We start from the raw sequence: 22,273 nt of genomic DNA, 5'->3' as shown, positions 1-22,273 counted from the left end.
ACGACATGCTTACGCCGCGCCAGCGCATCGAACAGGAAATGGCCTCATCTTCGCTTGTCCGCCTGCACAGGGCGCTCTCCCGGCTGAAATCGCCGGTGACGATGATGAACACGGGCGCGCATCCGGATGACGAACAGTCCGGCATGCTCGCCTTTTTCCGTTTCGGGCTCGGCATGCGGATCGTGGTTGCGTGTTCGACGCGCGGCGAAGGCGGACAGAACGTGCTGGGGCCGGAGCGCATCGGCGCGCTCGGCGTGCTTCGAACCCGCGAGATGGAGGAGGCCGCCCGCGCGCTCGACGCCGATATCCACTGGCTCGGCCACGGGCCGGACGACCCGGTGCATGATTTCGGCTTTTCCAAGGATGGCGATGCCACTTTCGCCCGCTGGGGCGAGAAGCGCATCGTGGAGCGCCTGGTGCGCGCCTATCGGGCTGAACGCCCCGATATCGTCATACCGACCTTCCTCGACGTTCCCGGCCAGCACGGCCACCACCGCGCCATGACGCGGGCCGCCGAGACCGCCATCCGCCTTGCCGCCGACGAGACAGCCTATCCGGAGCATTTCGCCGAGGGACTGAAGCCCTGGCGCGTTGCCAAATACTACCTCCCCGCATGGTCGGGCGGCGGTGGAACCTATGATGACGACCTGCCCCCGCCGCCACCAACCGTCACCGTGACCGCCGACGGGCGCGATCCGGCAACGGGCGCCGATTATGACCGCATCGGCGAATGGTCGCGCTATTACCATGCCTCGCAGGGCATGGGCTGGTGGCCGGAACGACCGGATCATGCCTGGCAGTTGCACCTGCTGCTCGGCCCCGACGGCAGCACGCCGGAGGAGACCATCCTCGACGGACTGCCGAAGACACTGGACGATCTCTGCGTCGGCGAGGCCGAGACGCTCACAGGTGATCTCGTGACGGCCGATGCCGCGATCGCGGCGGCGATCGCCGCCTTTCCCGATCGCGAGGCCGTGACCCGCAGCCTCGTCTCCGCCGCAGGCACGATCGAGGCCGCGCTCAACGCCGCCCCCGATGGCTTCATCGAAAGCCAGGGACACAGGCTCACCCGCAAGCTCGCCGAGATCGATGCGGCGCTTCTGGAAGCTGCGGCGCTGTTCGAGCGCGCCTATGGCGAGGCCGAGTGCCTGACGCCGGGCGGCGAGACAACGCTGACCGTTGTTTTGAGCGAGGATGCCGACACGTCAACAACCGCCATAACACCGCACCTGCCGCGCGGCGTCACGGCGTCAAAACCTGAGACGAAGGCCTGCATCTTCCGCTTCCCCCTTGCCGTCGCCGACGATGCGCCCTTGACCAACCAGTATCCGCCGCTCTGGTCATCGCTCGGCGGCAATGGTCCCGTCTCGGTGCGGCTTGAAACTGAAATTTCAGGCCGCAGGGCCACGGGTCATTTCGACCTCGAAACGGCCTTGCCTGTCGTTCCTGCCCATTCCCTCACCTTGAAGCCGAACGCATTTATCGTTCCAATACAGAATATTAACCATAGTTTCTCATTCACCGCACAAAGCGACGATCCAAAGCTCACGCTTCACTTTAACGCGCCTGAAGGGTTTCGGGTGAGCGGAACGGGCGCGCAGTTTCGCCTCGACCTGCCGCAGCAGGCAACGCCCGGCCTCGCCCATATCATCCCGGAAATCGACGGCCATCCTGCCGCCAACATCACGCCCTTCGCCTATCCCCATATCGGCCGCAACCGCTTCGTCCGACCGGAGGTTCTGAGCGTTCTCACCCTCGACCTCGCCCTGCCCGAAGGCGCGAAGATCGGCTATGTCGGCGGCGGCGCGGACAATGTCTTCCTCTCGCTGAAACGCATGGGGCTCGATGTCACCGAGCTTGATGCGGCTGCCCTCTCCGGCGATCTCTCCGCCTTCACCACGATCGTCATCGGCATCTTCGCCTTCGGCACCCGTCCGGATCTTGCGGCGGCGACAAAGAAATTCCACCGCTTCGCCGAGGATGGCGGCCACCTGGTGACGCTCTATCACCGTCCCTCGGACGGCTGGTCGCCCGAGGCAACGCCGCCGCTTTATCTCAGGATCGGCTCGCCATCGCTGCGCTGGCGCGTGACCAACCCCAATGCCGAGGTCGAGGTTCTGGCACCCGACCATCCGCTCCTCACCGGTCCGAACCGGATCACCGCCGATGACTGGGCGGGCTGGCACAAGGAACGCGGGCTTTATTTCGCTGCCGAGTGGGACGATGCCTATCAGCCGCTTCTGGCCATGCATGATGCGGATGAAAAGCCGCTGAAGGGCGCGCTCGTTTCGGCAAGGATCGGCAAGGGCCGGCACACCCACACCAGCCTCGTGCTCCACCACCAGATGGACCGGCTCGTCCCCGGCGCCTTCCGCCTGATGGCCAACCTGGTGCAGCCGGCATGACACATTGAGCGACAAGGTAACAGAGACGAAGAACGCCGCCGGCCAGGGCATCGCCTGGCTTCTGACGGACATGACGCTGGTGACCTTCATGAGCGTTCTGGTCAAGGCCAACAGCGTCGCCTATCCGGCCATCCAGCTCGTCTTCATCCGTGCCCTCGTCGGCCTTCTCTTCATCCTGCCGATGGTCGTGAAGAACCGCGCGGCGCTGAAAACGATGCGCTATCCATTGCGCAATGCCTTTCGCGTCGCCTGCAACGCCATCGCGCTCACCTCGAACTTCCTCGCCTTTGCCATGCTGCCGCTGGTGATGGTCAACGCGCTCGGCTTCACCCGGCCGCTGGTGACCATGGGTCTTGCCGCGCTTCTGCTCGGCGAGCGCGTCGGGCGGCTGCGATGGCTCGGCGCGGCGATCGCCTTTGGCGGCGCGCTTATCATCGTCTCGCCGAATGAGGTCGAACTCAATCCCGGCCTGCTGGCGGTGCTTGCCAGCATCCTCTTCGGCGCCATGGCGACCATCCAGACGCGAAAACTGGCCGAGGAGAGCACGATCGTGATGATGGCGTTTTATACGGTCGGCCTCGTGCTGCTCACGGGCCTGCCGGCCCTCTTCGTCTGGCAGCCCGTGCCGCTTGCCCACTGGCCGGCACTGGCGCTGATCGGATTCCTGGCCCAAGCCGGGCAATATTGCTGGCTGAAGGCTTATCAGAAAAGCGATGCAAGCCTTCTGGCGCCCTTCGGCTACCTCTCGGTGTTCTTTTCCGCCGCCGCCGGCTTCTTCTTCTTCGGTGAAGTCCCGCCGCCCCGCATCTTCCTTGGCGTTGCGGTCATCCTGATCGCGCTTCAGGGAACGCGGTTCCTCGAAAGGCGGCGCCGGACATGAAAATGCCCGCGCTTGCGCACGGGCATGTCGGTTCGTCGCGAAAAGGGCCGAAGGATCAGGCGTAGGACGGTTCCCGCCCCGCCTTCACGGCCTCGCTGACAACGCGCGCGGTCTGGCGGGCAAGAACGATTTCCTCATCCGTCGGAATGACGCGGACTTCGACGCGGCTTTCCGGGCAGGAGATGATTTCCGCATTGGCGTTGTTGGCGTCGTCGTCCAGTTGAACGCCGAGCCAGCCGAGACGATCGCAGATCATCTTGCGGATGACCGGCGAGTTCTCGCCGATGCCGGCGCTGAAGACCAGCGATTCCATGCCTTCCATGGTGGCGACCATGATCGACAGTTCGCGGCAGGCGCGGAAGACGAACAGATCGATCGCCTTTCTGGCGTTCGGGTCTTTGCTTTCCATCAGCACGCGCAGGTCGCCCGAAATGCCGGAGACGCCGAGCAGGCCGGACTTGTAGTACAGCATGTGCTTGATTTCGGCCGGTGTCAGGTTCTCCGCTTCCATCAGCGTCAGAACCAGGCCCGGATCGACCGTGCCGGAGCGCGTGCCCATCATCAGCCCGCCGAGCGGCGTCAGACCCATGGTCGTGTCGATAGCCTTGCCGTTGCGCATGGCGCACATGGAGGAACCGCTGCCGAGATGGGCAACGACGGTGCGCTTCTTGACCAGATAGTCCGAGATCTCGCGCAGGCGATCGGCGATATAGGTGTAGGACAGGCCGTGGAAGCCGAAGCGGCGGTATCCCTTGGCTTCATATTCCAGCGGAATCGGGTAGCGCGCGGCGCGCTCGTCGATATTGACGTGGAAGGCGGTGTCGAAGCATGCGACCTGCGGGAGGTCAGGACGGATGCGACGGAAAAGCTTGATCGAGGCGAGGTTTGCCGGCTGGTGCAGCGGGCCCATCGGGATCAGCGTTTCGAGATAGGAAACGATCTCGTCATCCAGCAGCACCGGATCGGCGAACCGGCCGCCGCCGTGAAGCACGCGATGGCCGACGGCCTGCAGCGGGCTGTTTACGGTGTAGGGCTTGATGACGCCAAAAATGCGCTCAAGCATATCTTCCTGCATATGTTCCCCGATTTCGAGATCCATATTGCAGATTTCCTTGCCGCCGGCCTCCTTGACCACGAGGCGGGGGTTTTCGTTCACGCCGTCGAACTGACCGCGCAGAACAAGAGAAAAATGATCACCCTCGACTTCGTAAAGACGGAATTTGAGGCTGGATGATCCGGCATTCAATGCCAGTACTGTGCCATTCATAATCGCTATCCAGAAATGGTGAGCGCACCGCCCTGGGAGGAGGCGGTGCGCGAGGCTTCAGAAAATTGGATCAGCCCTTGGGATAAGGCCATTTCCAATCGAGAATCTCCGGCATGTCTTGACCATGCTCGCGGACATAATCGTGGTGTTTGGCGCGCATTTCCTTGAGATAGTTCAATGCGGCCGCACCTCTTTCGCCAAATCCGCCGGCACGTTCGATCGCATCCATGGCCAGATGGTAGCGGTCGAGGCGGTTCTGGACAACCATGTCGAACGGCGTCGTCGTCGTTCCCTCTTCAACATAGCCACGAACGTGGATGTTGTTGTGGTTGTGACGGCGGTAGGCCAGGCGGTGAATGAGCCAGGGATAGCCGTGATAGGCGAAGATGACCGGCTTGTTCTCGGTGAAGAGCGCATCGAAGTCCGCATCGCGAATACCGTGCGGGTGCTCTTCCTTAGGCTGTAGGGCCATCAGGTCGACGACGTTGACGACCTTGACCTTCATTTCCGGCAGCTTCTGGCGGAGAATGTCGACAGCCGCCATCATTTCCAGCGTCGGAACGTCACCAGCCGAAGCCATGACGACATCGGGCTCTTCGCCTTCCGGCACATTGCTTGCCCACTTCCATTCGCCGAGACCGGCATCGCAATGCACGATGGCTTCCTCGATCGACAGCCATTGCGGCTGCGGCTGCTTGCCGGCAACGATGACGTTGACGCGGTTGTAGGTGCGCAGAATGTGGTCACCAACCCAGAGAAGCGTGTTGGCATCCGGCGGGAAATACGTGCGGACAACGTCGGCCTTCTTGTTGACGACGTGGTCGATGAAGCCGGGATCCTGATGGCTGAAGCCGTTGTGGTCCTGACGCCATACATGCGAGGTCAGCAGGTAGTTCAGCGACGAGATCGGCTTGCGCCATGCCATATGCTGGGTGGTCTTCAGCCACTTCGCATGCTGGTTGAACATCGAGTCGATGATGTGGATGAAGGCTTCGTAGCACGAGAACAGACCGTGGCGGCCCGTCAGCAGGTAGCCTTCCAGCCAGCCCTGGCACAGATGTTCGCTCAGGACTTCCATCACGCGGCCGTCGCGGGCAACGCCTTCGTCATACTCGAGGATGTCGGCCATCCAGACGCGGTCGGTGACTTCGAAGACATCCTGCAGGCGGTTCGAGGCGGTTTCATCGGGGCCCATCAGGCGGAAGTTGCGCTCCTCGGCGTTGAGCTTCATGACTTCGCGCAGCAGCATGCCGAGACGCTTGGTTGCCGAGGTCATCACGGCGCCAGGCTGCGTCACGTCCACCGCGAGTTCGCGGAAGTCGGGCATCTTCAGTTCCTTGCGCAGGACGCCGCCATTGGTGTGCGGGTTGGCGCTCATACGCAGGTCGCCTTCGGGCGCCAGCGCCTTCAGCTCGGGTATCAGCTTACCGTTTTCATCGAACAGCTTTTCCGGGCCGTAGCTCTTCAGCCAGTCTTCGAGCTGGCTGCGGTGATCGGCGTTCTGGCGGGCTTCCGAGATCGGAACCTGGTGCGAGCGCCAGAAATCCTCGACCTTCTTGTTGTCGACGAATTTCGGGCCGGTCCAGCCCTTGGGGCTCCTGAGGATGATCATCGGCCAGCGCGGCATTTCGTAGACCGTGCCTTCGGCGCGGGCTTCCGACTGGATCTCGCGGATGCGGGCGTAGCACTCTTCCATGACCTCGGCCATGCGCTGATGCATGTATTCCGGGTCGTCGCCTTCCACGTAGAAGGGTTCGTAGCCATACCCCTGGAAGAGGTCGGTCAAATCCTTCTTGCTCATCCGGGCCATCAGGGTCGGATTGGCGATCTTGTAGCCGTTGAGGTGGAGGATCGGCAGAACGGCGCCATCATTGATCGGGTTCAGGAACTTGTTCGAGTGCCACGAAGCGGCAAGCGGGCCGGTTTCGGCTTCACCGTCGCCGACGACGCAGGCAACGATCAGGTCGGGATTGTCGTAGGCCGCGCCGAATGCGTGGACCAGGGCGTAACCCAGCTCGCCGCCTTCATGGATCGATCCGGGCGTCTCGGGTGCGACGTGGCTCGGAATGCCGCCGGGGAACGAAAACTGCTTGAACAGCTTGCGCATGCCTTCCGCGTCTTCCGTGATCTCCGGATAGACTTCGGTATAGGTGCCGTCGAGATAGGCATTGGCGACCAGACCGGGGCCGCCGTGACCGGGGCCGCAAATATAGATCGTGCTGGCATCGTATTTCTTGATGATGCGGTTCAGGTGAACATAGATGAAGTTCAGGCCCGGCGTCGTGCCCCAGTGGCCGAGCAGGCGCGGCTTGACGTCTTCTTCGGCGAGCGGCTCCTTCAGCAGGGGGTTGCCCATCAGATAGATCTGACCAACCGACAGGTAATTGGCCGCCTGCCAGTATCTATTCATCAGATCCAGTTCTTCGGGCGCCAGAATATTCCGGGCTCCATCAGGCGTGATCTGTTCCATGTCGATTCCCCTTTTCGAAATCAAATTGGCGTTTAAATCGATTTGCTATATCCCTCAGACCGGTTTGAGATCACATGACCTAAATCAACCGAAGCGCGGCGGCAGAGATTTTCCGGCTCTCTCACCGAGGGATTTTGCATCGCTGGCGAAGCGCCGGCGGCGCCCCGTACTCAACGACATAGCAGTTCTTCATGCGCTTTCAACGACTTGACGATTGCAAACTTTGATGCAGCGATCATATAACGTCAACCGTGACAGACTTTTGGCGGACGCAGAATATTTTCAGTAATTCGTTTCGCGGCACAAATCGGCCATTGCCCCTCGACGGCGCGCCGCCGATCTGGCATTGGCAGAGCCAAGTTCACCGGCCGTTCCGGTGCCCGGACTAAACTGAAACACGCCGGTGGCAAGCGCCGGCCAACCTTGCGGTTTGAACGATGCCCGACACCAGCATATCACCGAACCCCATCCACGTCATCGGCGGCGGCCTTGCCGGCTCCGAAGCGGCATGGCAGATCGCCAGTCGCGGCATTCCGGTGATCCTGCACGAGATGCGCGGCGTGCGTGAGACGGCGGCCCACAAGACCGACGGGCTCGCCGAACTGGTCTGCTCCAATTCCTTCCGCTCCGATGATGCGACCAGCAATGCCGTCGGCGTCATCCACGCCGAAATGCGCATGGCGAACTCGCTGATCATGGCCTGCGCGGATGCGCACCAGGTGCCGGCCGGCGGCGCGCTGGCGGTCGACCGCGACGGTTTTTCCAACGCCGTCACCGAAAAGCTTGCAGCCCATCCGCTGATCACGATCGTGCGCGAGGAAGTCACCGCGCTGCCGCCGGAGGACTGGGACCAGGCGATCATCGCGACCGGGCCGCTGACGGCCCCTGCCCTTGCCGAGGCGATCAGCGCAAAGACCGGCAAAGAGGCTCTCGCCTTCTTCGACGCCATCGCGCCGATCGTCTATCGCGACACGGTGGACATGGATATCTGCTGGTACCAGTCCCGCTACGACAAGGTTGGGCCCGGCGGCACGGGCAAGGACTACATCAACTGCCCGATGAACGAGGCGGAGTACAACGCCTTCATCGACGCGCTGATTGCCGGCGACAAGACGGACTTCAAGGAATGGGAGGGCACGCCCTATTTCGACGGCTGCCTGCCGATCGAGGTCATGGCCGAGCGCGGCCGCGAGACGCTGCGCCATGGCCCGATGAAGCCCATGGGCCTCACCAATGCCCACAAGCCGGATGAAAAGCCCTATGCGGTCGTCCAGTTGCGCCAGGACAACGCGCTCGGCACGCTCTACAACATGGTCGGCTTCCAGACCAAGCTGCGCTACAGCGCGCAAAAGGACGTGCTGAAGATGATTCCGGGCCTTCAGGACGCCGAATTCGCCCGCCTCGGCGGCCTGCACCGCAATACCTATCTGAACTCGCCGACGCTGCTCGACGGAACGCTGGCGCTGAAGGGCCGTCCGGGCCTCCGCTTTGCCGGCCAGATCACCGGATGCGAGGGGTATGTGGAAAGCGCCGGCATCGGACTTCTGGCCGGGCGATTCGCGGCGGCCGAACGTCTGGGTCGCGACACCGTCGCCCCACCGCCGGAAACGGCGCTGGGCGCGCTGCTCGGCCATGTCACCGGCGGGCATATCTCGCACGAGGAAGAAGGCGGCAAACGCTCCTTCCAGCCGATGAACATCAATTTCGGCCTGTTCCCCGAGCTCGAGCCCGGCGCGCTGATCGATCCGGAAACGGGAAAGCGCCCGCGCGGCAAGGCCAAGTCATCGGTGAAGAAACAGCTCGTCGCCAAACGGGCGCTGGAGGCGTGCAAGGCCTGGGTGGACGCCTGACGGGACTTTCCCGGGGAGGTCAGCGGGCGTTCAGCATCCAGGTCGAGACGTCCGCGGCGTCCTGTTCGCTCAGGAAATGGTAATTGCCGCTGAAGAAATCGCTCTCGGGGAAATCGACCTGAAGGCCGTTGGCTTCGGGCAAGGCACGCAGGCGATACTCGCTCTGCCGGACGATGATCGCCTGCCCCTTGCCGCGCCGCGAGCGGTACATGCCGACCTTGCCGTCGGCAAGCCTCAGGAAAAAGGTTTCCAGCTCGGTATCGCCGATGACGGAAGCGACCCGTTCGTCGGGATAGCTGCGGTTGAATTCGCGGCGCGCCCAGCCATGGGCTTCCTCAACCGTGAACCCGCCGTCTGATTTCTGCACTTTCGCCCGGCCGAAGAAATAGTACGCAACAATGGCGGCGACCACGGCAACGAGAAGCCATACCCAAGTTTCCATTCGCCAGCATCCTCCTGTTGCGACATTTGAGGCTCGATGTCCCGCAGAAATGCGCCTGATGGGAAAGTCCGCGCGATCGGTCGAAAGCGATCCGCGAGCCTGCGCCAGAGCTTCAAGATAGCCTTTAAAACTTACGAAACAGCAAAGCGCGCATCATCACAAGCTGCCTCTTCCACTGCGAAGGCCGCACCGTGTGTTCCAGCGCACTTTCTCCCAAAGCCTCGGCCTTTACAAGAATGTTCTCCGAGGCTGACATAGGAAGATAGGCCGGCGCAAGCGTTTTCGCGATCCGCCCCTCCGCCCTGAATCTGGCGAGGTGGGAAAGACCGAACGCGGCGAAGGCGCGGATCGCGTTGCCGACCCGCTCGCGATCGCTGGCGATCAGGAAGCTTTCCCGATCAAGACCCGTGGCGGACAGGATTTCGGCGGGCACGAACACCTGACCGGCGGCCCTGTGACGCGGCAGCAACAGGATCGAACCGGCAACGGCCTGCGCCACGCCCGCGTGACCGGCGGTCGTCGCGCCGGCAGCGGCCGCCGTCGGGTCGAGCACGAGGCTCGCGAGCTGAATGAGCGCCGAGGCCGTTTCGCCGGCATAGCCTTCGAAATCCGTCGTCGTGTCCATCGGGTCGTCGTAGAGGTCGAAGATCCGCGCTTCGCACATGCGCGCCAGCGGATCGCGCGGAAGGTTGTAGGTCTCTATCGCCGCAAGAAGCGCTGCAGCAGTCGGGTTTGCCGCCGTCGATCCGTGGTCGGCGCCCTCGAGCAGGTCACGCCAGTATTGCAGCCTGACCTCCCCCGGCAGAGGCTCGCTGACGCGGTCGCGCACCCGGGCCAGTTCGGCATTGAAGAGATAGAGCGCGGCAAGGGCCTGTCGCTTGTCCGCGGGCGAAAGCAGCGCGGCCAGATAGCGGTCGCGATCGGCCTCGCGCAGTTCGGCAAGCAGAAGTCGTTCGGTTTCGGCGTGATCGGTCACGCGCCTTGCTCCAGTGCGTTTGAGACCGTTTGTCGTTTCAAACGGCGATCAGCGCGGCGGCGACCGCGCGCTCTTCTCCGAGCAGAATGTTGTAGGTCCTGACCGCCGCCCCGGTATTCATCGGATCGGCGACGATCTTCTTTTCACGCAGGGCCTCGCGCAGCGGCCTGGGCAGGATCACCATGTCGAGGCCGGTTCCGACCAGCAGAACCTCGATATCGTCGGCCTGGTCCAGCACCCGCTCGAAGGCGGCAATGCTCATTTCCTCCGGCGAGGTCACGTCCCAGCCGTGAATGCCGGACGGCACGCACAGGAGAGAGCCGCGATGCGACATGTCGGCAAAGCGGAAGCCGCCATTGCCATAGGTGTCGATCGGCGCCTTGCCCGGAAAATGCGCCTCGCGAATCTCGATGCCACGCGCCATCGGTTCAGATCCCCGTCACGGTTCCCTGTTCCTCGGGCGCGCCTTTCTCCTCATCCTTCTTCTGGAAAGTGTCCGGGCGGAGCTTGAAGGCGATCAGGATCGGCGCCGCGATATAGATCGACGAATAGGTGCCGATCGCCACGCCGAACAGCATCGCGAAGGTGAAGGAGCGGATCACCTCGCCGCCGAAAAGATAGAGCGCGGCAAGCGCCAGCATCGTGGTCAGGGCCGTCAGGATGGTGCGCGACAACGTGTGATTGATCGAGATGTCGAGCAGTTCCGGCAGCGGCATCTTCTGATATCGCCTGAGGTTCTCGCGCACGCGGTCATAGACCACCACCGTATCGTTCAGCGAATAGCCGACGATCGTCAGCACCGCGGCAATACTGGTGAGGTTGAACTCGACCCCCGTGAGCACGAAAATACCGATGGTCAGGAGAACGTCGTGGGCGGTCGCGATGATCGCGCCGACAGCAAACTGCCATTCAAAGCGGAACCAGATATAGATCAGGATCGCGATCAGAGAGGCGAGAACGCCGATCGTGGCCGAGCGGGACAGTTCGCCGGAGACGACCGGACCGACAACCTCGACGCGGACGAAATCATAGCTGCTTTCCAGAGAGGAGCGGATCTTGGAAATCGCGCTCTGTTCGGCATTCGCGCCGCCGTCCTGCGCCGGGACGCGGATCAGCACGTCCCTGTCGGAACCGAATCCCTGGGCCTGCACGGCGCCGATATTGAGGTTGTTCAGGTCGGAGCGGATCTGGCCGATATCGGCGGGGCCGGATTTCGATTCCACCTGCACGACCGAACCGCCGGTAAAATCAATACCGAGATTCATCCCGTGGGTGGCAAAGCCGACGACCGAGGCGACTGTCAGGATCGCCGAAGCGGCGAAGGAGATCCTGCGGAAACTCATGAAAGAGAAGTTGATCCCGTCGAACATGCCGGTGCGGATGCCCTTCGGCAGTTCCTTCGGACGGCGGCGGCGAACCCATTCGGAAATCATGAAGCGCGTCAGGTAGAAGGCGCTGAAGATCGTGGTCAGGATACCGATCGCGAGCGTGACGGCGAAGCCGCGCACCGGACCGGAGCCGAGGAAGAACAGGATCACGGCCGCGATCAGCGTCGTCAGATTGGCGTCGATGATGGTTCCGAAGGCCTTGCGGAAACCTGCATCGACCGACTGGACCACGCTTCGCCCGTTGCGTCGCCGCTCCTCGCGGATGCGTTCATAGATCAGCACGTTGGAATCGACCGCCATGCCGATGGTCAGCACGATGCCGGCAATGCCCGGAAGGGTCAGCGTCGCGCCGATGACGCTCAGGAGCGCGATCAGCATCACGATGTTGAAGAACAGCGCGATATTCGCGACCAGGCCGAACATGCCGTAGAAGACGACCATGAAGATGACGACAAGGCCCGCGCCGATGACGGAAGCGAGAACGCCCGCGCGGATCGAATCGGCGCCAAGGCTCGGACCGACCGTGCGTTCCTCGACCACTGTCAGCGTCGCCGGCAGCGCGCCGGCGCGCAGCAGCACGGCAAGATCATTCGCGCCCTGCACCGTGAAATTGCCGGAAATCTGCCCGGACCCGCCGAGGATCGGCTCGTTGATCACCGGCGCGGACACGATCTGGTTATCGAGCACGATGGCGAAGGGACGGCCGACATTCTGCTGCGTCGCCTGCGCAAAGCGCTGGGCGCCGCGCGAATCGAAGCGGAAATTGACGACCGGTTCGTTGGTCCGCTGGTCGAAGGCCGCCTTGGCATCGACAAGGTCTTCACCGGAAATCAGCGCACGCTTTTCAATCACGTAGGGCACCGGCGGATCGTCCATCGAGTAAAGCACTTCATCGCCCGCCGGCGGACGGCCCTCGATGGCGTCCTGCACATTCACCGATGTATCGACCATGTGGAAGGTCAGTTTCGCGGTCTGGTTCAACAGCGACTTGAGACGCTGCGGGTCATCGAGCCCGGGCACCTGGACGATGATGCGGTCGTCGCCCTGGCGCTGGATCAGGGGCTCGGTGGTGCCGAGCTCGTCGACGCGGCGGCGGATGACCTCGATCGACTGCTGCACGGCCGAGCGCATGCGGTAGTCGATCCCCTGTTCGGTCAGCGCAAGCCGGATCAGCCCGTTGCCGTCGTCATCGATGGTCACTTCCTGGAAAGTGCCGCCGTTCAGCGTGCCGGCGTTGACGTATTCGGCGAGCGGCTGCAGCGCCTCTTCGGCCGTCACATATTGGTCGGGATCGGTGATGCGCACCTGCGCCGTCTCGCCCGAGCCGGAGAGGCCGGTATAGCGTACCTGCGCCTCGCGCAGATCGGCGCGGACATCGTCGACCAGCGTGTTCATGCGATCGGTGACGATATCGCTGCGGTCAACCTGCAGCATGATGTAGGAACCGCCCTGAAGGTCGAGACCCAGCGTGACCCTGCTGTCCGGCATCCATCCCGGAAGCTTCGCCAGTTGCTGGTTGCTGAGGAGATTCGGCGTGGCAATGACCACTCCGAGCGCCACGACAAGCCAGATGAATAGGGTCTTCCAACGGGAAAAATACAGCATGGAGGTCTCGGTTCGTCGGTTTACACGAAGCAGACGACGCCTTTCGGCATCGTCCTTTCTATTCTCGGCCGGCCGGCCGGGACAGTTCGGCCCCGGTTCGAGCTGTGGCAAAGCGATACCGGCCCAATGTCGCTTTTTGTGGGCGACACCGGGCCGGGCTCATGCTCGTCAGCTTTTCGGCTTGGCATCCTCGGTTTTCACCGGCTCGCCCTTCACGCGCACGTCGGACACATAGCTGCGCATGATCCGGACCCGCACGCCTTCGGCAATCTCGACTTCAAGTTCGCTGTCGTCGACCACCTTGGTAACCTTGCCGACGATGCCGCCGCCGGTTACCACCTGATCGCCGCGCCGGATCGCGGCCAGCGTTTCCTGCCGTTTCTTGGCCTGGCGACGCTGCGGGCGGATGAGCAGGAAGTACCAGATCGCCATCAACGGCACGAACAGGAAGATCATTTCGAGACCCGATCCCATCGCGCCTGCGCCGCCCGCTGCCTGGGCGTAAGCCGTGCTAAACATGTTGTCTACAACTCCTCAGACCATGAACGGGGCTCATGCCCCTTGGATGTGTCGCCGGTATATAGTCGGAGGCCAGTTCAATGCAACAACAGCCGTAAAAACAAGCGTGCTTTTTGGGGGGAAGCGATCATTTTGCCGTCATTTCGACCTTGCAAGCCCGGCAAAAACCGAAAAGCTGTGCGCCTTATCGCCTTTCTTTTCAATGTCACGGGAGTGCAGACTTGGACAAGACATCCGAAAGCGCGCTGATCGCCGAAGTCAGACGCCTGGCCGATGCGCTGGAGCGCCTGGGGCCGGCGAGGCCGCGGGAAAATGACCTCGACGCCGCCGACTGTTTCGTCTGGAAGCCGGAGGAACGCTATCTTTCGCCCGTCGTAGCCCCCAGCCGCGTTCCCCTTGCGCTGATCCGGGGCGTCGACCATGTGCGCGACATCCTGCACGAGAACACGCTGCGCTTCGCCGAGGGTTTTCCGGCCAACAACGCGCTCCTGTGGGGCGCGCGCGGCATGGGGAAGTCCTCGCTGGTGAAAGCGATCCACGCCGAGATCGCCCGCAAGCCTGCAATGAAGCTGAAACTGGTGGAGCTCTACCGGGAGGATATCGGTTCGCTCGGCGCGCTTCTCGACATTCTCAAGACGTCGCAGTACCGGTTTCTGCTGTTCACCGACGACCTGTCCTTCGATCATGATGACGCGGCCTACAAATCGCTGAAGGCGGCGCTTGACGGCGGCGTGGAGGGGCGGCCGGAAAATGTGCTGCTCTATGCCACCTCCAACCGACGCCACCTGATGCCGCGCGACATGATCGAAAACGAGCGCTCGACCGCGATCAACCCGTCCGAGGCAACCGAGGAAAAGGTCTCGCTGTCCGATCGCTTCGGTCTCTGGCTCGGCTTTCACAAGTGCAGCCAGGACGACTATCTCGCCATGATCGACGGCTATGCCGCCCATTTCGGGCTTGAAGGCGGGAAAGAAGCGCTGCACGCAGAAGCGCTGACCTGGGCAACGACGCGCGGCGGCCGTTCGGGTCGCGTCGCCTGGCAGTTTGTTCAAGATGTAGCGGGGCGTCAGAGGAAACACCTGGCCGGCTGAGGCAGAGGGTGGGCAGGACGCCCTGCCCTGCCCAGGCCTCAACCGTTGAGGTAAGGCATCGGGTCGACGGCCTTGGTGTTGTCGCGGACCTCGAAATGGACCATCGGGCGCGTCGCCTTGCCGGTCATGCCGGAAGTGGCGATCGTCTGGCCGCGCTGGACGCTGTCGCCGCGCTCGACCTTCAGTTCCTCCGCATAGCCGTAGACGGTCACGCGGCCGTCGTCATGACGGATGAGGATGGCATTGCCGTAGTCGGACAGTCCGTCATCGGCATAGACGACGACGCCGTTCTCGGCGGCCTTGATCGGCGTGCCCTGCGGCACGGAAATGTCGATGCCTTCGGAAAGCTCGTCGCCGTCCGGCTGGCCGAAGCCGACCACCACAGCGCCCTTCACCGGCCAGCGATAGGTGGCGATGCCGGTCCCTTCGGGGACGTCCCCTCCGGCGTCACTGCGAACGGCGACTTCCTGGACGACAACCTCTTCCTGCTCGACCGCCGGCGGCTGATAGGGTTTCGGATTGCCCGAGGCAGCGTTTTTTTGCTGCGTCTGCTGCGGCGCCGGCTTCTGCGCAGTCTCCACCGGCGTCACCGGCTGGGCCGGAGCGGCGCCGCCGGTCGGGATGGCAAGTTTCTGGCCGATACGGATATTGGACGAGGTCAGACCGTTGGCGGCCTTCAGCGAATCGACCGTGACGCCATTGGCCTTTGCAATCGTATAGAGGCTGTCGCCGCTCTGGACGGTATAGACGTTGCCGCCTGCAGGCGTGCGCCCGTCACCGTTCTGGCCGGTCGATGCCGAGGACGTGGCGCTTGCGCCGGTTGCGCCGGCGCTCTGTTTTTCGCGGCTGCTCGGCGTGGTCGGCAGCACGGCGACGCGTTGATCGGGCACGTTGGACGGCGTCGGAACGGGGGATGCGGGCGGCAAGCCCTGGGCCTCGGCCGTTGCCTTGGCGGCAGACGACTGGGTGGAGACCAGCGGCACGAGCAGCACTTGGCCGGAGCGCACCTGCGAGGCGCTCGTCAGCCCGTTGAGCCGCAGGATATCCTGTTCCGTCGCGCCGTTGCGCGCGGCAAAGGCGGCAAGCGTCTCGTCGGAACGGATCATGACGCGTTTGGTGGCGACATCCTGGGTGCGCGACGGCAGGCTGCTCGGCGCGCCGACGGTGGCCTGCTCGCGGCTGTAGGTCGCGGACGGATTGGCCGGCTGGGTCACGGCCGCGGTCTGGACCGGTTGCGGCGACGGCAGGTTGCCGCTCTGCACGGCAACCGGCGTCGTTGCCATGCGGGCGCCCGAGCCGGCGGTGGTCGCGGTATTGATCGGCTGACGGCTAACGACGGCCGATCCGGAATTCTGGGAGGGAAGCGCCTGGTAGCCGCCGCTTCCGACATTTTCCGGTGGCACCATCTGCCGGTATTGCGGAACGCCGGAGACCGAACCCGTCGTCATCGTATCGGGGCTGCTGCCGAGCCGCGCGCTCTGTGAACTGCAGCTCGCGGCCATGATGGCCAGCGCCGAAACGAACAGAATACGCTGTGTTGCCTTGCCGCCTTCCGGCACACCTGAAATACGCATGAACCGACCCTGTACGCTTGAACTCTTTACTGCACCGTTTTTAACCCTAACAGAGTTACCGTGCGGTTAAGGCGCGGGCGACAATGCGAAAAATCGGTTTGAAGAGGGTTCGGAGAGACGGCCGGGTGATCTCTGCGAGAGGCAGAAACACCCTTTCCGGAAGGCTTCAGAACGCTTTCGAAAGGCCGCGTTCGGCGGCAAGATAAGGAACCTCGAACAGGTCCTGGCGCTCGAACCGGCTGCCGATCCGCGTCATGCGCACCATCAGGGGCGGTGCGCCCTCACGCAGCAGCGGCGCCATGATCACCCCGTTGGAAACAAGCTGTTCGACGCGCGCGCGCGGAATTTCGGGCAACGCCACAGTGTAGAGAATGCGGTCGAAGGTCCCCTCGCCGCTCAGGCCCTCGCGCCCGTCGGCCTGCCGCACCACCACACTCTTCAGCGAGAGATCCGCCATGCGCTTGCGGGCAAGGTCGGCGAGCGTGCGGTAGCGCTCGACGCTCAGCACCCGCTCGGCGACCCGCCCCATGATGGCAGCCGTATAGCCGGAACCGGTTCCGACCTCGAGGACGCGCTGGCCGGGCTTGACCTTGAGAATGTCGATCAGGCGGATGGCAAGGTCCGCGCCTTCCATGAAGGCGCCGCATTCGATCGGGATCGACCGGCCGGAATAGGCATAGGGCGACATGTGCGAGGGCGTGAAGGCGGAGCGCGGCGTGGCCTCGACGGCGGAGAGAAGATCGAGATTGGTGACGCCGCTGGCCCTCAGCCGCATCACCAGGGCCGCAAAACCCTCACGTTCCTGAAGCTTCGTCGCCACCGTCCAACCTCGTCATCTACGCAAGCGCTTCTGTGATCCTGTCGCGAACCGCATGATCGGTCAAGTCGAGCTTCAGCGGCGTCACAGAGACATGATTCTCGCCGACCGCGTTGAGGTCGCTGTCATGGGCAAAGGCGCTGAGCCGCTCGCGGAATGTCAGCCAATAGTAAGGAAGGCCGCGCCCGTCCGTACGTTTCTCCACCGAAAGGCCCGATTCGAGCTTGCCCTGCGCGGTCACCCGCACGCCCTGAACCTCGTCCGGCGCACAACAGGGAAAGTTGACGTTAAAGAACGTGCCTTCCGGCAGTTCCAGCGGCAACAGCTTGCGGATGAGCGGCAGGGCGTGGCGCTCGGCCACCTCCCAGGGAAAATGGCGGCCGTTATCGTAACGCCCGGCCTGGCTGAGCGCGATCGACCGCACGCCCTGGAGCGTGCCCTCGATTGCCGCGGCGATGGTGCCGGAATAGGTGACGTCGTCGGCCATGTTGGCGCCGGAATTGATGCCCGACAGGATCAGATCCGGCGCGTCCGGCAAGACCTCGCGCACAGCCATGATAACGCAGTCCGTCGGCGTGCCGCGCAGGGCATATTGCCTTTCGCCCATCTGGCGCAACCGAAGCGGCTCGGAGAGCGTCAGCGAATGGGCAAGCCCGCTCTGGTCGGTCTCAGGAGCGACGGTCCACACATCGTCGGAGAGTTCCGCCGCGATCTTCTGGAGCACGGCAAGGCCGGGGCCGTGAATGCCGTCGTCATTGGTCAGCAGAATGCGCATGATCGTGCCTCACCCTTCCGCTTCGATCTTCGTCCTGCCGCCCATATAGGGGACGAGGACGTCCGGGATGGTCACCGAACCGTCTTCATTGAGATAGTTCTCGACCACGGCAATCAGCGCGCGGCCGACGGCCACGCCCGAGCCGTTCAGCGTATGGACGAAGCGCGTCGCCTTCTCGTCTTTCGCCCTGTAGCGCGCATTCATCCGCCGCGCCTGGAAATCGCCGCAGACCGAGCAGGAGGAGATTTCGCGATAGGTATCCTGTCCGGGAAGCCAGACCTCGATGTCATAGGTCTTGCGGGCGGAGAAGCCCATGTCGCCGGTCGAAAGCGCCACGACGCGGTAATGCAGGCCAAGCGCCTGCAGCACGTCCTCGGCCGCCGACGTCATCCGCTCCAGTTCGTCAAGCGAGGTCTCGGCATCAGTGATCGACACCATCTCGCATTTTAAAAACTGATGCTGGCGCAGCATGCCGCGCGTGTCGCGGCCGGCCGATCCCGCCTCCGAACGGAAGCAGTAGGTGAGCGCCGTATAGCGCAGCGGCAGCGTTTCGGCCGGCAGGATGTCGCCGGCGACGAGATTTGTGAGCGGCACTTCCGCGGTCGGGATCATCCAGCGATCTTCCGAGGCCTTGAACAGGTCCTCGGCGAATTTCGGCAGCTGGCCGGTGCCATAAAGGGCCGCATCGCGCACCAGAAGCGGCGGGCTGACCTCTAGGTAGCCATGCTTTTCGGTGTGCATATCGATCATGAACTGGCCAAGCGCCCGCTCAAGCCGGGCGAAAGCGCCGGTCAGAACCGTGAAGCGCGAGCCCGAAAGCTTGGCCGCGCGCTCGAAATCCATGCCGCCGAGCGCCTCGCCGATTTCGAAATGTTCCTTCGGCGGATGGTTCCATGTCGGCTTCTTGCCCCATGTGCGGATCTCGACATTGGCATCCTCATCCTCGCCGACCGGAACATCATCGAGGGGTATGTTGGGAATGCCCGACAGGAGCTCTTCGAGGGCGGCGCTCACCGAGCGTTCCTCTTCCTCGAGCGTCGGCATGGCCGTCTTGATCTCGGCGACTTCGGCCTTCAGTTTCTCGGCAAGCGCGCTGTCCTTCCTGCCCATGGCAGCGCCGATCTCCTTCGAGGCGGCATTGCGGCGGGACTGCATGTCCTGCAGCCGCTGCAGAACGGACCGGCGCTTCTCGTCAAGTCCGACGATTTCTGCCGCAAGCGGTGCGGCACCGCGCGTCGCGAGCGCCTTGTCCAGCACTTCCGGGTTTTCGCGAATCCATCTGATATCGAGCATCGTTCCTGCTTTCCCATGAAGAAAAGGGCCGCCGTCGCATCTGCGCCAGCGGCCCTCTTGTGCCCAACTCATCCCCAAAGCGCAAGCCACGCTTTGCGGATATCGCCTAAGTTTCGTCTTCAGGTTCGGAAGCGACGTTCTCGGCCTCTTCGTCCTTCTCTTGCCTGCGCCGCCGCTCAACCAGTTTGGCGGCATAGATCGCCACCTCGTAGAGCAGCACGGTCGGCAGCGCCAGACCGAGTTGTGACAGCGGATCGGGCGGCGTCAGAACGGCGGCGATGACGAAAGCGATGACGATCGCGAACTTTCGCTGCTTGGCAAGCCATTCCGCGGTGACAAGCCCTGCCCGCGACAGCAGCGTGGTAACCACAGGCAGCTGAAACACCAGCCCGAAGGCCAGCACCAGCGACATGATCAGGCTCAGATATTCCGAAACCTTGGGCAGAAGCGAGATCGCCACCTCGCCGCCTTCCGGCGCCTGCTGCATGCCGAGGAAGAACAGCATGACGACGGGAATGAGGAAGAAATAGACGATCGCGCCGCCGATGATGAACAGGACGGGAGACGCGACAAGGAATGGCAAAAAAGCCGAACGCTCGTTCCTGTACAGCCCGGGAGCGACGAAACTGTAGACCTGGAAGGCAATCACCGGAAAGGCCAGCAGAAGGCCGCCGAAGAGCGAAATCTTGATCTGCGTGAAGAAGAATTCCTGCGGCGCCGTGTAGATCAGCTGCATCTTGTCGGGATCGAGGCCGGACCAGATCACCGCCCATTTATAGGGCAGGACGAGAAGGTTGAAGAGATCCTTGGCAAAGGCAAAGCAGAGCAGAAAGCCGGCAAAGAAGGCGGCCAGCGACCAGACCAGCCGCTTCCTGAGCTCGATCAGGTGCTCGACAAGCGGCTGCGGCTTGTCGTCGATATCATTTCCGGCGCTCATCGGCCGTTCCTCCGCCCGCCCGAGCGTCCCTTGCCTGATTTCGTCGGCCGCGCAGTTCCCCTGTAGCCGGCGCGGCGGCTCATCAGCCCGTCATCCTGACGCTTCGACACAAGCTCCGTCGCCTGTTCCTCGTCTTTGCGGACGGCCTTCTGGAAAACGTTCTCCGGCGTGAAAGCCGGCTGTGCGCCGGGCGTCGGATAGGAGGCTTTCGGCAGGTCCGGCTTGTCGGCGGTCGTCTTCGGCTTGTTTTCCAGCGATGTCGAAGTCTTCAGGTCCGACTGGATATCGCGCGCCGTCTGGCGCAAAGGATTGACGGCATCACGCAACTGATTGGCGGGATTGAGCTTTCTCACATCCCTGATGGCGGAGGAAACGTCTTCCATATCCGCCTCTTTCAGCGCGTCATCCATCTGCGAACGAAAGTCGGTGGCCATGCGCCGCATCTTGGTCATGGTCTTGCCGAAGGTCCGCAGGACATGCGGAAGCTCCCTCGGGCCGACGACGACGACCAGCACGATCGCCACGACCAGAAGCTCCGTCCAGCCAATATCAAGCATTCACATTCTCCTGCGGACAGCCTTCAAGGGCTGCCCGGCGCCGTGTCAGCCCTGCTTGGTCTTTTCGTCTGCCCTGTGCTCGACGGTCTTGTCATTGTCCGACGGTTTTTCCTCGTCGTCGGAAATGCCCTTCTTGAAGCTCTTGATGCCCTTGGCGACATCGCCCATCAGTTCGGGAATCTTGCCGCGGCCGAACAGCAGGACGACAATCGCGAGAATGATCAGCAATTGCCAGATACCGAGATTACCCATGGCCAATTCTCCTGTTACCACTTTGTCTCAGGTGTAAGGGGTTTACGGTTGTTTTTCAAACATCAAAATCGCTTCATCGGCAACAAACAGAAAAACACGGCTTATACCTTCGGCGAGCATGCCGGCGCCGATGCTTGCTTCCACCACCCGGCCGCCCTCTTCAAGACCGAGAGTCAGATGTTCCGAGGTGCCGAGATAGCGGCGGCTGATCACGCCGGCCGGCACCGCGCCCGGCTGCTCCACCGTGGTCACGCGGATATCGCTGAACCTGACGGCGAGGGTCAGATCCGCATCGTTCACATTTTGCGGAGCGCGGCGCGCGCCGAAGGGGGTTTCGACGATGCCGCTGCGGGCAACGGCGTCAAACCGGTTGATCTCGGAAAAGAAGGACGCGGCGAAAACGCTGCCGGGATGCTGGAACAGCTCGCGCGCGCCGCCTGCCTGCACGAGCTCGCCATCCTTCAGCAGCGCGATCTGGTCGGCCATGCCCATCGCCTCCTCTGGATCATGGGTCACGATCACCACCGTCGCGCCGGTCTCGCGCAGAACCGAGAGCGTGTCGGCCCGCACCTGCTCCTTCAGGCGCGAATCAAGGCCGGAAAACGGCTCGTCCATCAACAGCACGGAGGGCTTGGGCGCGACCGCGCGGGCAAGCGCCACGCGCTGCTGCTCGCCGCCCGAAAGCATGTGCGGATACTTGCCCTCGTAGCCGGCAAGCCCGACCCGCGCCAGGGCTTCGGCCGCCGCCGACCGGCGCGCCGGCTTGGAAAGATGCGTCAGGCCGAAGGCGACGTTGGCCGCCACCGTCATATGCGGGAAAAGCGCGAAATCCTGGAACATCAGCCCAACGCCGCGCTGCTCCGGCGGCAGAAAGGCGGAAGGGCCGGCGACCTCGACGTCATTGATCAGCAACCGCCCGCCGCGCGGCACCTCAAGCCCGGCCGCAATCCTGAGAAGCGTGCTCTTGCCGGAACCGGACGGCCCGAGAAGGCACAGCACCTTGCCGGGAGAGGCCGTCAGCGACACGTCGCGAACGACGTCGCGCCCGCCATAGCCGTGACGGATATGCTCGAAACGCAATCGGGCGGCCGTGCCGCTTGCGCCTAGGTTCAGCGCCTGAAGGTTCATCGTCGCTCCAGAAAATCCCGGTACGGCCGGTTCCGGCCGCTATTTTT

Annotated in this window: 19 protein-coding genes; 4 read left to right on the top strand and 15 right to left on the bottom strand. The window is 63.1% G+C overall.

Annotated elements, in window-relative coordinates:
• The first annotated feature begins 5 nt into the window (after positions 1-5).
• Positions 6-2,405, top strand: coding sequence for a PIG-L family deacetylase (locus tag JET14_RS07965; RefSeq protein WP_200337541.1), 2,400 nt, complete (start codon positions 6-8; stop codon positions 2,403-2,405).
• 70 nt (positions 2,406-2,475) lie between these two features.
• Positions 2,476-3,285: a DMT family transporter gene (locus tag JET14_RS07960; protein ID WP_200338024.1), complete on the top strand. Its 810-nt coding sequence runs from the start codon at positions 2,476-2,478 to the stop codon at positions 3,283-3,285.
• Between the two features lie 55 nt (positions 3,286-3,340).
• On the opposite strand, the gene JET14_RS07955 is transcribed toward JET14_RS07960, so the two are convergent.
• Both JET14_RS07955 and JET14_RS07950 read right to left on the bottom strand, forming a co-directional pair.
• Complete coding sequence (locus tag JET14_RS07955) at positions 3,341-4,552, bottom strand: acetate/propionate family kinase (RefSeq protein ID WP_200337540.1); 1,212 nt, start codon at positions 4,550-4,552, stop codon at positions 3,341-3,343.
• Between the two features lie 70 nt (positions 4,553-4,622).
• On the bottom strand, positions 4,623-7,022 hold the full coding sequence (locus tag JET14_RS07950) for a phosphoketolase family protein (protein WP_200337539.1): 2,400 nt from the start codon (positions 7,020-7,022) through the stop codon (positions 4,623-4,625).
• A gap of 437 nt (positions 7,023-7,459) precedes the next feature.
• Here JET14_RS07950 and trmFO point away from each other — a divergent pair, with 437 nt between their 5' ends.
• A complete protein-coding gene (gene trmFO, locus JET14_RS07945) occupies positions 7,460-8,872 on the top strand; it encodes a methylenetetrahydrofolate--tRNA-(uracil(54)-C(5))-methyltransferase (FADH(2)-oxidizing) TrmFO (protein WP_200337538.1) in 1,413 nt (470 codons plus the stop codon).
• 19 nt (positions 8,873-8,891) lie between these two features.
• Here the strand turns inward: trmFO and JET14_RS07940 are convergent, their stop codons facing one another.
• The 5 genes from JET14_RS07940 to yajC form a co-directional block, all read right to left on the bottom strand.
• The gene (locus JET14_RS07940; RefSeq protein ID WP_024709181.1) at positions 8,892-9,314 is read right to left on the bottom strand and encodes a hypothetical protein; all 423 of its coding nucleotides are present in this window, start codon (positions 9,312-9,314) and stop codon (positions 8,892-8,894) included.
• Between the two features lie 124 nt (positions 9,315-9,438).
• Positions 9,439-10,290 carry a phytoene/squalene synthase family protein gene (locus JET14_RS07935; RefSeq protein WP_200337537.1) on the bottom strand — a complete coding sequence of 284 codons (852 nt, stop codon included), beginning with the start codon at positions 10,288-10,290 and terminating at the stop codon, positions 9,439-9,441.
• Positions 10,291-10,327: 37 nt separating this feature from the next.
• Positions 10,328-10,714, bottom strand: coding sequence for an Mth938-like domain-containing protein (locus JET14_RS07930; protein ID WP_200337536.1), 387 nt, complete (start codon positions 10,712-10,714; stop codon positions 10,328-10,330).
• A gap of 4 nt (positions 10,715-10,718) precedes the next feature.
• Complete coding sequence (gene secDF, locus JET14_RS07925; RefSeq protein WP_200337535.1) at positions 10,719-13,283, bottom strand: protein translocase subunit SecDF; 2,565 nt, start codon at positions 13,281-13,283, stop codon at positions 10,719-10,721.
• Positions 13,284-13,451: 168 nt separating this feature from the next.
• Positions 13,452-13,802, bottom strand: a complete 351-nt coding sequence (gene yajC, locus JET14_RS07920) for a preprotein translocase subunit YajC (protein WP_024709313.1) — start codon at positions 13,800-13,802, stop codon at positions 13,452-13,454.
• A gap of 221 nt (positions 13,803-14,023) precedes the next feature.
• Here yajC and JET14_RS07915 point away from each other — a divergent pair, with 221 nt between their 5' ends.
• On the top strand, positions 14,024-14,893 hold the full coding sequence (locus JET14_RS07915) for an ATP-binding protein (protein ID WP_200337534.1): 870 nt from the start codon (positions 14,024-14,026) through the stop codon (positions 14,891-14,893).
• Positions 14,894-14,931: 38 nt separating this feature from the next.
• Here JET14_RS07915 and JET14_RS07910 read toward each other — a convergent pair whose 3' ends face one another.
• The 8 genes from JET14_RS07910 to JET14_RS07875 form a co-directional block, all read right to left on the bottom strand.
• The gene (locus tag JET14_RS07910; protein ID WP_200337533.1) at positions 14,932-16,467 is read right to left on the bottom strand and encodes a peptidoglycan DD-metalloendopeptidase family protein; all 1,536 of its coding nucleotides are present in this window, start codon (positions 16,465-16,467) and stop codon (positions 14,932-14,934) included.
• A gap of 166 nt (positions 16,468-16,633) precedes the next feature.
• On the bottom strand, positions 16,634-17,287 hold the full coding sequence (locus JET14_RS07905; protein ID WP_200337532.1) for a protein-L-isoaspartate(D-aspartate) O-methyltransferase: 654 nt from the start codon (positions 17,285-17,287) through the stop codon (positions 16,634-16,636).
• Positions 17,288-17,303: 16 nt separating this feature from the next.
• A complete protein-coding gene (gene surE, locus JET14_RS07900) occupies positions 17,304-18,059 on the bottom strand; it encodes a 5'/3'-nucleotidase SurE (RefSeq protein WP_200337531.1) in 756 nt (251 codons plus the stop codon).
• 9 nt (positions 18,060-18,068) lie between these two features.
• Entirely contained in the window at positions 18,069-19,352 is a 1,284-nt protein-coding gene (gene serS / locus JET14_RS07895) for a serine--tRNA ligase (protein WP_200337530.1), read from the bottom strand.
• A 106-nt stretch (positions 19,353-19,458) separates the two neighbouring features.
• Entirely contained in the window at positions 19,459-20,289 is an 831-nt protein-coding gene (gene tatC, locus JET14_RS07890) for a twin-arginine translocase subunit TatC (RefSeq protein WP_200337529.1), read from the bottom strand.
• Entirely contained in the window at positions 20,286-20,846 is a 561-nt protein-coding gene (gene tatB, locus JET14_RS23045; protein WP_200337528.1) for a Sec-independent protein translocase protein TatB, read from the bottom strand. The genes tatC and tatB overlap by 4 nt, the downstream gene beginning before the upstream one ends.
• A gap of 45 nt (positions 20,847-20,891) precedes the next feature.
• A complete protein-coding gene (locus tag JET14_RS07880) occupies positions 20,892-21,098 on the bottom strand; it encodes a twin-arginine translocase TatA/TatE family subunit (RefSeq protein WP_024709305.1) in 207 nt (68 codons plus the stop codon).
• Between the two features lie 42 nt (positions 21,099-21,140).
• Positions 21,141-22,226 carry an ABC transporter ATP-binding protein gene (locus tag JET14_RS07875; RefSeq protein WP_200337527.1) on the bottom strand — a complete coding sequence of 362 codons (1,086 nt, stop codon included), beginning with the start codon at positions 22,224-22,226 and terminating at the stop codon, positions 21,141-21,143.
• Positions 22,227-22,273: the final 47 nt, after the last annotated feature.

Source organism: Martelella lutilitoris (assembly GCF_016598595.1).
Classification (GTDB): Bacteria; Pseudomonadota; Alphaproteobacteria; order Rhizobiales; family Rhizobiaceae; genus Martelella; species Martelella lutilitoris_A.
The sequence above is the reverse complement of the archived record's forward strand: the minus strand, read 5'-3'. Positions and strand labels throughout refer to the sequence as shown.